The sequence below is a fragment of the Blautia sp. OM07-19 genome (assembly GCF_003481595.1).
In the GTDB taxonomy this organism is placed as follows: domain Bacteria; phylum Bacillota; class Clostridia; order Lachnospirales; family Lachnospiraceae; genus Blautia_A; species Blautia_A intestinihominis.
In genome coordinates this window covers 1-12,729 of sequence record NZ_QULA01000054.1, presented here as the reverse complement: position 1 = coordinate 12,729, position 12,729 = coordinate 1, and the positions used below count along the sequence as shown (strand labels likewise).

At 44.9% G+C, this 12,729-nt stretch carries 15 protein-coding genes and 1 pseudogene; 1 reads left to right on the top strand and 15 read right to left on the bottom strand.

The genetic code is table 11. The features are described 5' to 3' along the window. The 8 genes from DXC01_RS19070 to DXC01_RS19035 all read right to left on the bottom strand — a co-directional run. Positions 1-308, bottom strand: a 308-nt coding sequence (locus DXC01_RS19070) for a response regulator (RefSeq protein ID WP_147399648.1), incomplete at its 3' end; no start/stop codon positions are given. A 176-nt stretch (positions 309-484) separates the two neighbouring features. After that, positions 485-664: a hypothetical protein gene (locus tag DXC01_RS19065; protein ID WP_243111675.1), complete on the bottom strand. Its 180-nt coding sequence runs from the start codon at positions 662-664 to the stop codon at positions 485-487. A 195-nt stretch (positions 665-859) separates the two neighbouring features. Beyond that, the gene (locus DXC01_RS19060; protein ID WP_117738837.1) at positions 860-1,231 is read right to left on the bottom strand and encodes a metal-dependent transcriptional regulator; all 372 of its coding nucleotides are present in this window, start codon (positions 1,229-1,231) and stop codon (positions 860-862) included. Between the two features lie 10 nt (positions 1,232-1,241). Beyond that, positions 1,242-2,978 (bottom strand): ABC transporter ATP-binding protein, encoded by a 1,737-nt coding sequence (locus DXC01_RS19055; protein ID WP_118235515.1) that lies wholly within the window; start codon positions 2,976-2,978, stop codon positions 1,242-1,244. A gap of 12 nt (positions 2,979-2,990) precedes the next feature. Beyond that, complete coding sequence (locus DXC01_RS19050; RefSeq protein ID WP_118699626.1) at positions 2,991-4,736, bottom strand: ABC transporter ATP-binding protein; 1,746 nt, start codon at positions 4,734-4,736, stop codon at positions 2,991-2,993. Further along, complete coding sequence (locus DXC01_RS19045) at positions 4,733-6,247, bottom strand: ABC transporter ATP-binding protein (RefSeq protein WP_117738840.1); 1,515 nt, start codon at positions 6,245-6,247, stop codon at positions 4,733-4,735. Before DXC01_RS19045 ends, DXC01_RS19050 begins: the two co-directional genes overlap by 4 nt. 5 nt (positions 6,248-6,252) lie before the next feature. Beyond that, a complete protein-coding gene (locus DXC01_RS19040) occupies positions 6,253-6,990 on the bottom strand; it encodes an energy-coupling factor transporter transmembrane component T (RefSeq protein WP_117738841.1) in 738 nt (245 codons plus the stop codon). Next, positions 6,990-7,571 (bottom strand): MptD family putative ECF transporter S component, encoded by a 582-nt coding sequence (locus DXC01_RS19035; RefSeq protein ID WP_044930260.1) that lies wholly within the window; start codon positions 7,569-7,571, stop codon positions 6,990-6,992. Before DXC01_RS19035 ends, DXC01_RS19040 begins: the two co-directional genes overlap by 1 nt. 224 nt (positions 7,572-7,795) lie before the next feature. Between DXC01_RS19035 and DXC01_RS19030 the strand changes: the two genes are divergently transcribed. Further along, positions 7,796-8,761 carry an AraC family transcriptional regulator gene (locus tag DXC01_RS19030; RefSeq protein WP_118699625.1) on the top strand — a complete coding sequence of 322 codons (966 nt, stop codon included), beginning with the start codon at positions 7,796-7,798 and terminating at the stop codon, positions 8,759-8,761. A 111-nt stretch (positions 8,762-8,872) separates the two neighbouring features. Here DXC01_RS19030 and DXC01_RS19025 read toward each other — a convergent pair whose 3' ends face one another. From DXC01_RS19025 to DXC01_RS18995, 7 genes and pseudogenes are all read right to left on the bottom strand, one after another. Further along, positions 8,873-9,145 carry a hypothetical protein gene (locus DXC01_RS19025; RefSeq protein ID WP_117738843.1) on the bottom strand — a complete coding sequence of 91 codons (273 nt, stop codon included), beginning with the start codon at positions 9,143-9,145 and terminating at the stop codon, positions 8,873-8,875. A gap of 117 nt (positions 9,146-9,262) precedes the next feature. Further along, positions 9,263-9,466, bottom strand: a pseudogene (locus tag DXC01_RS21385) (hypothetical protein); the annotation flags it as partial. 422 nt (positions 9,467-9,888) lie between these two features. Then, positions 9,889-10,539, bottom strand: coding sequence for a DUF4209 domain-containing protein (locus DXC01_RS19015; protein ID WP_118699624.1), 651 nt, complete (start codon positions 10,537-10,539; stop codon positions 9,889-9,891). 171 nt (positions 10,540-10,710) lie between these two features. Further along, complete coding sequence (locus DXC01_RS19010) at positions 10,711-11,682, bottom strand: hypothetical protein (RefSeq protein ID WP_118699623.1); 972 nt, start codon at positions 11,680-11,682, stop codon at positions 10,711-10,713. A gap of 123 nt (positions 11,683-11,805) precedes the next feature. Continuing rightward, positions 11,806-12,051 (bottom strand): DUF6034 family protein, encoded by a 246-nt coding sequence (locus tag DXC01_RS19005; RefSeq protein WP_243111676.1) that lies wholly within the window; start codon positions 12,049-12,051, stop codon positions 11,806-11,808. Continuing rightward, entirely contained in the window at positions 12,038-12,163 is a 126-nt protein-coding gene (locus tag DXC01_RS20915; RefSeq protein WP_279221584.1) for a hypothetical protein, read from the bottom strand. The genes DXC01_RS19005 and DXC01_RS20915 overlap by 14 nt, the downstream gene beginning before the upstream one ends. Positions 12,164-12,397: 234 nt before the next feature. Further along, positions 12,398-12,655 (bottom strand): hypothetical protein, encoded by a 258-nt coding sequence (locus DXC01_RS18995; protein ID WP_118699621.1) that lies wholly within the window; start codon positions 12,653-12,655, stop codon positions 12,398-12,400. Positions 12,656-12,729: the final 74 nt, after the last annotated feature.

The window sequence follows — 12,729 nt, the reverse complement described above, 5'->3', positions numbered from 1 at the left end:
GGCTTGGTAATGTAATCATCAGCGCCCCTCTCCAGTCCGTCTACGATGTCCAGATCGGTATCATTGGCAGTCAGCAGAATAACAGGAACTCCGGGCATGTTTTCCTTGACCTCCCGGAGCAGCTCAAGCCCACTGCCATCCGGCAGATTGATATCCAACAGGATCAGGGATACACCGCCGCAAAGCAGCTGTTCCTTCGCCGTTTTCAGGTCTTGGCAGGAAATGATCTTCCGATCATCTACTTTCAGTGCTTTGCATAAACCTTGATTCAAACCAATATCATCTTCAACAATCAATAATTGCTCCATATATCTCACTCCCTCGTTACTCAAAGGTATTCGGCAAAGTTAATAACAAGACACAAAAATAACCGCCCCAGCCTCGCAAACTGAACGGTTATTTTCAATCAATTAAGTATGTGGACTAACCGTCTATCGGCAGCACACTTTTTCTATAATCATATTAGCACGCATATGTGACAATGTCAAAAAATTTCTTCATTCTCTTGGTTATTAATCTCCTTGATCAGCTGTACTGCCTTCTCTGTATCATCGGTTTTCACGAATATATCCACGCCATATATTCCAAATCCGGGTGCCCCATGCATTGCAACATTCGCACCTGCTTCCTGGGAAAAAGCTTCTATTTCACTTTGCTTTAACATTTCTACGAGCTGTTCTGTCTCTACTATATTCTGTGCATTATAAATCTTTGTCCATTCTGTCTTAGATTGGGAAGTTTCTTTTCTCTCCTTTTTTCTTTTCTACTTATTACATACGTTTTCTGTACGTGAAACGCAAAATAATAAGTAGAAAATCATAAAAAGACCTTCTATACTATTATAGGTAAGTTCTCGCCATCATCCCTTGCCTTTTTCTCGATGTTCCTTTAGTTTAAGAAACGATTCGTCACTGATACAGTGTTCAATACGGCAGGCCTCCGTTTCCGCTATATTAGGTCTTACTCCCGCAGATATAAGCTGCTCCTTAAAAAATTTATGTCGTTCATAAATTTTTTCCGCAACCTTTCGCCCTTCCTCTGTTAAAGAAATGAAGTGCTTATCGTCCTTTGTAAGAAAACCGCCATCACATAAGACATTAACTGCATGGCATACGCTTGGCTTTGATACTCCCATGTGTCGAGCGATGTCTACCGAGCGGACGCTTCCAAATTTTTTATAGAGAACCAAAATTGCTTCTAAATAATCTTCTCCAGATGCATAAAGGTTCATAAGTCCTCCTTTACTGAGCCAGCTTCCAGCCGATGGCCTCCTGTCTGGCCGATACAAAATCGGCATACAGGCCCTTTTGCTGGATCAGCTCCGCATGAGTGCCGCGCTGGACGATATGAGCGTTGTCCAGTACAAGGATCTGATCGGCGTTGCGGACGGTTTTCAGACGGTGGGCAATCATGATGATGGTCTTGTCATGGGTCAATGCCTCGATAGCCCGCTGCAATTCATCCTCATTCTCCGGGTCAACGCTGCTTGTTGCCTCGTCCAAAATGATGATAGGTGCGTCCTTCAGCATGGCGCGGGCGATGGAAATCCGCTGTTTCTCGCCGCCGGACAAAGTACCGCCTCCCTCGCCAATCACGGTGTCATAGCCATCCGGCAGGGCAGAAATAAAGTTATGGCAGCAAGCCTTTTTCGCCGCTTCAACCACTTGTTCATGGGTAGCATCCGGGCAGCCAAACTTGATATTGTTCTCAATCGTATCTGCAAATAGGTACACGCTCTGGAACACCATCGAGATATTCTTCATCAGGCTGTCCAGCTTGAAATCTCGTACATCCGTACCGCCTATGGTAATCTTCCCGGCATTCACATCCCAAAAACGGGCAATCAGGTTGCACATCGTTGTCTTTCCTGCCCCGGAAGGGCCGACAATGGCCGTAGTCGTTTTTTCTGTAATGGTAAAGCTGACCTGATCTAATATCTTACGGTCTGCGTAGGAAAAATCCACCTTGTTAAACACGATCTCGCTGGACTTCGGCGTAATATCAGCGCCTTTCTCGTCCATTACCGGCGTGTCATCAATGGAGTTTGCCGTATCCATCGAGGCCGCCAGCATTTGCAGCAAAGAGGCCATATTCCCGGCGTTCTCCAAATCGTTGAACACCATGAAAGAAGCAATCACCAAAATCAGACCGTAGGCCAGCGGCAGGGAGCCGTCCAGCCAGAACCAGACCGAGGCCAAAAGTAACAGGACGCTGAACACTCGGACAACAGCCTGTTTGATAGCGTCATAGGGAACACTGGCCTTTGTCAATTTCAGGTTATCCCGGCAGCTCGCCTTAATTGCACTGCCGATAGACTGCGTGCTGTCCCGTTCCAGTCCAAATGCTTTAACAATCCCCATCCCCTGAATGTACTCCAACACAGACTCCACAAGGGACTCCTGTGTGTGCTGGCGTACACCGCTGAGCGCGGCTGATTTGCGAAGCGCCAGTTCCGCCGCCGCAAGGTAAATCAGGACACCGGCAGTGGCCACAAGACCGATCCGCCAGTCAAATACCAACAGGACGATGACGAGGGCAACCGAGTTGAAAAAACCGCCCAGCACTGACACCAGGACACGGGCTGCTGAGTTCTCTACATCACCCAAAGTTGTTGTGACAATGGCGGTAATATTCCCAATACTATTCATGTTGAAGTAGCCCATCGGGATGTAGCGCAGCCGATCTCCGATGTGGATACGCTTTTCCGCCACCATGCAATAGCCGGTTTCCGTCTGCTCCATCGTGGAAAAATAGGTCGTGATGATACGCCCAATGAGGGAAACGGCCATAATTCCCAGCGAAATGCAGATAAACTTTCCGTCCCGGTTGTCAGATACTAACGCGCCGATCACTACAAAGAGGGCGGCAAACTGCATGGCTGAAAACAGCCCGGACAGGAATGAGAATAACAGGGATTTTTTTAGAAGCCCCTTTTTGCTGCCTGCAAAAGCAAAGATTTTTTTCAATGTTCCATACATCTGACACCCCCCTTACATCTGGTCTTTCGCGCCGATGTGCGCCTGCCACATATCCCGGTAGAGGGGGCAGGTTTCCAGCAGCTTCTCATGCGTACCCTGTGCGTGGATGGTTCCATCCTTCACCACAACGATGTTATCTGCGCCAACAATGGTAGACAGCCGGTGTGCGATCACAATCAGGGTCTTGCCGACAGTTAAAGTGGAAATGGCTTTCTGCACCAGCGCCTCATTCTCTGGGTCGATATAGGCAGTTGCCTCGTCCAAAATGACAACCGGCGCATTTTTCAGCATGGCGCGGGCGATGGCAATCCGCTGGCGTTCACCGCCGGAAAGATGGGAACCGGCGCTGCCGACAACCGTATCATAGCCATTATCCAGCTTGCGGATAAAGGCGTCGCAGCCGCTTTGTTTGGCTGCCTGCTCCACCTCTGCATCCGTGGCACTGGGTCTTCCCATGCGGATATTCTCCCGGATACTGCGGTTAAACAGGTAGTTGTCCTGAGATACATTGGAAATCTGGTCTGCAATTTCAGACAGCGGCATATCCTTCAGCTCATGGCCGCCGAGGGTAATGCTGCCGGATGTAACATCCCAATACCCGGCAATCAGCTTCGCCACCGTAGACTTGCCGGAGCCGGACGGCCCTACAAGGGCGGTCATGGTTCCGGGGTGGATGGCGAGATTCACATCATGCAAAACCTCTGTTGTCCCGTCATAGGAAAACGACACAGACCTAAGAGAAATGCCGGTATCTTCCAGCTTGATCGGCGTTTCTTTATGGTTCAGTTCTTCGGCGTTCAGAAGCTGGCTGATTTCTTCCACATTTGTCCCCAGTACAGCCAAATCGTCCGTAAAGGTAAAGGCCGCAATAATCGGCCCAACAAGGCCCAGCGAGAAAATCACAATGGACAGGAAGGTGGAAAGCTCCAGACTGCCGGAGAGCCAGAACGCGAAGCCACAGGGCAGCACGCAGATTAGCACTGAGGGCAGGATGGCGTTGTAGGCACTCATGATTTTCTGGTTTTCACGCATCCAGTCCACATAATAGTTGGCGTTATAATTCACCGCGTCAGAATATTTTTTGTAGGAACCGGCGGACTGGCTGAACGCTTTTACCACCTCAATCCCGCCGATGTATTCTACAATGGCGTTTGCCATCTGCTTTCCCGCTTTAACCGCGCCCTCCCATTTGACGGGATAATTCTTCATACCGGCGGACATGACAGCAAGGCCCACCACCAGCGTAACAAGGGACAGGAGCGCCATGCGCCAGTCCATAACGAACAGATATACGACAATCACCAAAGGCACCAGCACATTTGCGGTCATTTCCGGGATCAGGTGCGCAAAGGTCGATTCCATGCCTTCAACCCGGTCAACAATCGTCGTTTTATACTGGCCGGACGGAGTATCTAAAATCATCCCCATCGGGACGCGAGCCAGCTTTGCGGTGATATTCTCCCGCAGATCGCGTAGCGTGTAATAGGTCGCTGTGTGGGAAATCGTTGTAGAAAGACAGGAAAACAGCACCTTTCCAAAGTAGCCGCACAGTGCAATAATACCAGCAGTCACATAGCGGGAAAAATTCTGTTCCCCAGACAACATCATTGTGACAATATGCGCCACGCAGAAATAGGGCACCATCTGGCAGGCCACGCCTAATACCGCAAGGATAACACTGCCAATGAATTTCCCGTGATATAGCTTGCCCCATCCCCATAAGACGCCTATGGGCGACTCTTTCTTTTCCTCCTTCATTCTGTGGACACCTCCTTCTTCATATCACTCAGGAAAAACTTTAGCAGGCGTTCTCGGCCATCGCTGTCCTCTATGGAATAACTTTCCTGAATTTGCCCGTTTTCTAAGTGAAGGACATAATTGCAGCAGCGTAGAATAAATTCCGGGTCATGCGTTACCACAAGCGCAGTTCTTCCAGTATTCGCCACCTGATTAACAACATTGGCAACCTGCCTCATGTGAAACAGGTCAAGACCGCTGGTCGGTTCATCAAATAAAATCAGAGGCCGCTCCGAAGCAATCGCAGAGGCAACCGCCACGCGCTGCTTTTGGCCGCCGGACAGTCCCATCGGGTGGCAGTCCTCATAAGGCAGCAGGTCCATCTCCTGCAAGATTTCTCTTGCCCTCTGCTTATCCTCAGTTCCCATACTGAGCAGAATTTCATCCAGAACACTTTCAGTAAAGAGTTGGTGGTTCACATCCTGCATGACCATATAGCAGAGTTTCAATCGTTCTTTTCTGGAATAAGTCTTGCTCTGATCCTGCACTGTTCCCTTGAAGTGCTTTTCCAATCCGCATAGACACCGGGCAAATGTGGATTTTCCAGCACCATTATGTCCGATGATGGCCGTGGCGCTGCCGGATGGGAAAGAGGTTTCCGTTATATGCAAGGTTTCCGGCTCATGCTTATAGGCGAAGGACACATTCTTTATCGTCCAAACCGCCTCATTCATTCTCTGCGGCGTGCCTTCAACTTCTGAAAGCCCCGCAAGATCAAGAGGGCGCAATCCCATATCATCGCGCTGTCTTGCCGACAGGCCGCAAAATTCCTCTGCTGTATAATCACCTTCGATTTCTCCATCTTTCAGGTACAGGACACGGTCAAAGAGGCCGGACAGATAATACAGCCGATGTTCAGAGATGATGATGGTCTTTCCCTGCGATTTCAAAGTAAAGAGTAGCTGTCGGAAATCAGCGATAGCGTATGCGTCAAGGTTGGATGATGGCTCATCAAGCACATAAATATCCGGGTCAATCGCTGCTGCCGATCCGCAGGCGATTTTTTGCTTTTCACCGCCGGACAAAGAAAAAATACTTCTATCAAGCAGCGGCTCCAACTTTAGCTGTGCAGCTACACGCTTTACACGGTCACGCACAAGATCTTCCGCTATGCCGTGATTTTCTGGGCCGAAAGCCAGTTCGCTGGTCGTGTCCACATTGAAAAACTGAGAACGCGGATTTTGAAATACAGAACCGACTTTCAGAGAAATATCAAACAGTGACAGGTCACGGGTATCCTTTCCATCCAGATAGACGGAGCCGGTATAAGTCCCCTCATGATAATGGGGGATCAAGCCGTTAAACAACCGGGTCATGGTTGTTTTCCCACAGCCGGAAGTCCCGCAGAGCAGGACAAAAGAACCGTCCTCAATAGTGCAGGAAATATGTTTCAAAGCGCCACCGGCCTGCCTCTCACTTTCGGGAAGGGTACTGGCAGGATAAGAAAAGGACACATCTTGACATTCAATCATTTCCTTCACCCCCTTGCGGCAAGCACATAGATTTGCGCTGCAAATGCTCCAAGACAGATCAGCAGGAAAATAACATCCTGCACATGAAAACCCAGCTTACAGATATTCGTCCGTTTTACCGGGCCTCCCAATCCCCGCGTAAGGGCTGCCTGGGACAGTTCCTCTCCGATTTTGACGGAGCAGATCATCATGGGAACAATCCGATACTCTAAAATCGTACCAGCTTTACCACCGCCAAAGCGGACGCCACGCATCCGCATGGCGTCCCCAATGGCGCTCCATTCTTCCGCAACCGTGGGAAAGAAGCGAAACATCACAGACATGGGAATGGTGATCTGCTGCGGCAGGTGGAGCCGTTCCATCGCCGCAACAAATTCGCTGACCGTGGTTGTCGTTACCACAAAATATCCCATGACCACGCTGGGGGTGAACCTCAGCAGAATGCCAACAATGGCTACCGCGATGTAGTTTGCTACGCCAGCCAGTCGTGACAGACCGAACATTTCCAGGCACAGACTGCCTCCAAAAATCAGGATATAGAGAACAGCGCCTTTCCATTTTCTGGCCGTTGACAAAAGTAACAGCGGGATCGCCGCCAACACGATGATGTAATACTGCATGATGCCTTCATACGAACCGCCTAAAATAAAGACAGCTATGGTAATCAGTACCGCCAGTTTTGTCCGGGGGTCTAATAAAATTCCGCGATTGTTTTTTTGACTTGCAAGAAGTTCGCGGCTCATTACACAATTCCCGCCCGCTCAAAGTGCTTTTTGAAAATCTTTCGTCCGATCAGGCCACCGACAAGACCACTGACGAAAGCAGCAATAAGCAGTACCGGCAAAATCCAGTCGGGCATATAGGCCATGAGCGTGTCGGCATATTCCTGACCGTAGCCGGGGAGCAGGTTCTGGTAGTAAGCGTCACGTGTCACAACGATGGGAATAAAGGCGCCGATTACCCACATGGAAAAAACGCCGTGAATCAACACTTCGCGCTTGGCATTTTTGTAGTCACAGGCTTTCATCATAAAATCGGAAATCAGCCCGAAGATCAGCCCGGTAGGGATGCACCACCAGCCCATGCCGGTCAGCAGCATAATGATACCCAGCAGCACTCCGCAGATGGTGAGCATACCGAATTTCTTAATTTTGGAGAAGAACAACATCATCGGAATACCGCCGACAAGCGGCACGATCACGCTGATAAGCGGAATAAAGATCGGGATAAAACCGATAGACGCCGCTGCGAAAATGACGATAAAGTAAATCGCCGTAAAAATACCGATGTTGATTAAGTCCTTTCCTTGCAATTTGTTGTTCATTGCGAAACCTCCTAACATGATTACTTTCGTCTTTGTTAGTTCTTGCTAACTAGCCCTAATGATAGCATAAATTTAGCTGTGCTTCTATGCACATATCGGTATTTTAAGCCCGTATAGCAAGGAGTTTTTTCGCTCTGCCAGATATCCATTGACCGGGAGTTTTCTCGCAGGTATAATAATATCAGCGATTTTGCGTGATGAAAGGGGCGAAGCAGTTGCGTAACATGATATACAACATTTTAGAAAACAGCGATGCTGTTTCTGGTGTGACCTTGAAAAACAGTCCAAATAGCAGCACATTGCTTTTGGATCGGGCAGATGGCAAGGGACGCATGACATTCCATACGCTCTTTCCGGGGCTGACTTTGGCTTTTATTTTTGTAAACGCTCCCGTATGGCCGGAGTCGGATGAAAATTCAAATCTAAAGCCTTTGCTGATTAACTATTGCGTTTCGGGCAGAAGTGAATTGCTTCTGGATGACGACTCCTACATTTACCTGAAGGAAAATGATTTTTGTGTCAGTGAACAGACCGCACAGAAAGAATATATCTTTCCCACACGGCAATATCAGGGCATAAAAATATACTTTGACCTGCCACTTCTTTTACAGTCCTGCGGTGAACTTTTGAAATCTTTTTCACTTGACCTCCCTACGCTGGAAAAAAGTTATTGTGGCAACCATAAGACATATATCAACGAAGCGGACAGCGAGCTGGAAAATATATTTCAAAAACTCTGGCGGCTATCCGAAAGACCCTCTGCCTTCCTTTTGCAAATCTATACTCTTGAACTTCTCCACCGGCTTCTTAACATGGAAATCCGGCCTCCGAAAACTTGCGGCTTCTACACGGAAACACAGGTTGAAATTGCAAAAAGGGCGGCACAAATCCTTTCTGATGACCTTCGCCAGCACATCCCTGTAAGACAGATTGCAGAACGATTTTCGGTCAGTGAAACCAGCCTGAAAAATTATTTTAGAGGCGTATATGGACAGAATATATCCACCTGGCTGCGGGAAATCCGTATGAACGAAGCCGCAAGGCTTCTTTCGAACACAAAGCGTCCGATTGCCGAAATATCAGAACAGGTTGGCTATTCTAATCAAGGAAAATTTGCAGCTGTATTTAAAAAACAGCTTGGATTATCACCCTTAGAATATCGACGATTCAAAAATTTGGAAAAATACTAAAGCCGAGATAGATTAATACTCTCGGCTTTATTCATTTCACATTCTTTATACAAAATTATCCCTCTAAAAGTTTATTATCATTTGCGTACCTATATTTGTCATTGCACAATGTCAAAGTTTCTTAATTTCTTTATAGGCTGACATAAATTCTTTTTTTCCAACAGGTGCCCATTTAAAACCCAGTTTTTCTAAAATGTATATTGTTTTATCAACTTTGATCTTCCTAATATTTCTACCAATATCCTGAACAATTTGGCATTCAAAAACTAATTGTTTGATCCACTCCTTCTCTTTGATATTTGCTTGTTCGTAATAATTATAGATTTCCTCTACAGAGAGTTCTTTTAAAACCTTGTTTTGCACTTCTTTTCGGTCGGAATCCATAGGAACATTCTCTAAAGTCAGCTTCGAATACTGGCTCTATTGCTATCTTTGTACGGTATCAATGATTGTTACCTCTTTTCCAGCTTCAATCTCTTTGTTGCCGTTCTTATCAGTAGCAACACGCTCTTTTGACTCCGTCCAGTATTGCTTACTTTCTGCATGAACGGGTGTAGTCGGTAAAGCAGTAACGACAGTTGCAAGAGCTAAGAAGCCCGTACACAATCGTTTCAATGTCTTTTTCATAAATCTAATGCTCCTTTCATTTTGGGTAATAAAATAGCCGTCCAATAAGAACGGCTGGACATAGAAAAGGAACGTCATTTTAGGCGTTCCATAGTCTATGAGTTATTCATTTTTTTGTTGTTTCAATACTGATGTGCTGTACCATATCTTTGCATATCTAGGAAAACTTGCGTATCAAGGCTCATTCGTTAGTAGTAAATAAGTAGTAAATTGATGTGTTTGTTTCCTTGAAAATGCTGATAGATACTGTGTTTTAGTGGATAATCAGATTTTTATTGTGTTTTTTATTTAAAAATATATGTTTATGAAAAACACTCTGACTACTAATAAGTTGGAGTGTTTTTATAATTCATATTATATTTATAGATTTACTCTCAGTGCTACACATTCCGGGGGTTGAGGCCGTCCCCAAAGTGCGTTTTGATATCCAAACGCTATGCTTGCCAGATACTTCCGAACACTTTTTAAGGAAACCATACCATCCGTCCAACCATTTTATATTAATTCTCATCCATATTATCTTTCTTCTCCATCAGCTGTTTCAGCTTTTTATTTATTTTGCTTCTATTCTCCTCCTGTAATTTTCCGCAGAATAGATAGCAAAATTTCAGTGCAAACCACCAGATATACAAAGCTTTAAAGCTCTGGAATGCCTGATCATCCAGCATTCCATGTGCCACATTGTTGCGCATGTTAAATCCAAATTTTGAACAGAAAATCGTATTTAAAGCAAATATAAGGTCTTCATCCAGGCTTTCTTTTACTCCTTCCAATTCTAAGACAGCGTGCATTGGTTTTACTTCTTCAATCCCTTCTTCATTCATGTTGTAAACAGGTTCTCCACATTCCACTGCCAGATATCTTACTGCATTTTCTATCTGTGGAATCAGGATACTTAGCGCCGTCAAAAAATCTCCTGAAAAGCCAAACATAAGACCCTTGGTATACGATTCTTTTCTCCCCTCTGGAATCGCACAACTTACATCTACAATCTTTTTTATATCACTCTCTTCGATCAAAAATCTGGAACGAATATATTCAAACGTATTGCTCACCAGGATCTGTGCAAAATAATCCATCTCCATGGTTGCTGTCCGCTCCATATTATCCTTAAGCGCACCTTCATCGATTGTTCCATCGGGCTTTTTCACAGGCCCGCTTTTAGCAATTAATTTTCCTCCTTTTCCAAGGATTGCCGCTGGAAATATCGTGTGCAGGATCCCAGTCCTATTTAATACCTGATTCTTTACCCTTTCTCTTTCCGGAATCGGAAGAAATGAAGCAAAATAACATAATGCCTCTTCTTTATCAAGATCTTCCAGTTAGCGGAACAGTTCTTTTACAATGCCGCTGGCATCCTGTTTATCACTCCATACCATCATCTCCAAAAGGGAAGCTTCTTCTATCTGTGCTATTTCCTGCAACAGTGCCTTTCTTTCTTCTTCCGTACCTTGTATGGTCTTTAACAACTGAATAACCTCTTTCAAATTGTGAATCTTTCTCATTAAATTTCCTTTGGAAGAGGCCCCGGCATATTCAGCCTCCATCCGGACAGCCTGAATCTTACGTCTTCGTATCGCAATCAGTTTAGGTTCAGTAATACACTTTTTCTTCTGCCAGTTATTTTTTCTGCAATAGAGTTCTTCCAACAGATCACAAAACTTACCAATGAGCGGTGCATCGCAGCTATTATCATCGTAAGTTTTCAAGATATTTTCCACATAAGGGATCAGATATCCTGTATCCACTTTTTCCTCCATGGCAGTTTTTATCAAATATCCAATTTTTGCGTGGCTGCTGTTATCATACTCTTCTAATACTTTTATCAGCAGATTCTTTCGCACCTCTTCATTGATTTCCTTGCTTCGGATTTTTTTAGAGATAAACAAGATCCGGTTTATAGCCATGATATGATCTGCAAATGCACCGGTGTTCTTCAAGTGTTCGCAATAAGCCGTTTCTGCTATTTTAGCATTTGAAAAATCATTTTCCACAACCCATAAAAAATCCGATATCTTTGCCTTGTTGATCGGTGCGATGGGATAGCTTCGGATTTCCTCCAGCAATGCCTGATACTCTTCTCTATTTATATCTTTCCGATTCCAAATGCTGCGGGCATAGGAAAACGGTACATCTTTAGGCGTATCAATCCATCGTTCCACAATAATATCCACCAGAAGATTCCTGAATTCCCCATCCATCGTTCCGCAGAAATCTGTCAGTGCTTTCTCTGCCGTTTGAAAATTAGGTCCTTTTAAAATCTCTGCGATCCGCTCTGCCATTTTTTCTGCCATACATATTCCTCCAATCTTTTTCTATAGGAAAAGTATAACGTATTTTTCTTTTTCCTGTAAAGCAGAAAGACCTGAAATTCCAGGTCTTTCGGTCATCATTGATTAGAAATTGAAATTCACACTCTATTTTATATCCTTGGAACCCATAGAAGCCGCCCATCCAGCCTGAATCCTTTGTATTACGCTTCCATCCCGTGCATCGATCGTAAGGAGTGGAACACCTGCATCATCCATCGTCACGTCTCCCATGACCGGTCCATCCTCCCCATTTCCGTACTCATACTCTGGCTCTTTGGATGTCCCGGTTCCATAAAAATCCCACACCGGGATCAGGACTGCTTCGGTATCGCTGCCTTCACTGTCTGGCATAATCTTCAAGGGAAAACCACATGGATACTGCAACACCCACAATACCTAAATATATTGGATAATTTTTTATCAGGCGACGGATATCTGTTTTTAAATAATGTGCTCTATTCATCCGCTTTTCTCCTTTTATAAACAGCTCTTTTGCTACAGAAAAAAACAAATATACAAATGCCTGTGGCAAAGCTACTTATATCTATCAGGAATAACATCCTTTCGTTTATTTTTCTTTGTTTCTCTTTTTCCTTAATCAACTCTTTACTTGTTTCTAGAATTATATCCAATTTGTCATAAGGTATCTTCATGTCTCTGATTTTTCTATGTATTTCTCACTCATTCGGAACATTTTCTATACATTTATTAAACCTTCTTCTACAATCAAATAAGGAATTATACCTTCCTTCCGCATATATTGGCTGGGCAGTAGATCCACATCATCAAACATGTGAATAAATAATTCTTCATTATTTTTTTCGGCAGCAACTATTAAAACACTAAATACCATATTCTTCGAAATATAATCATTAAATGCTGAAAGCCATATCTGTATACAAGGAAAATAAATAGCAGAAAAATCACTGTTAATATAGTAAGGATCACTTTCCATTTCTTCGACATTCTTTGTTCCTCCCTATATAGTCAAGTCTTTTTTCCTTGAAAATCAAGGATTTTTTAGTGTTT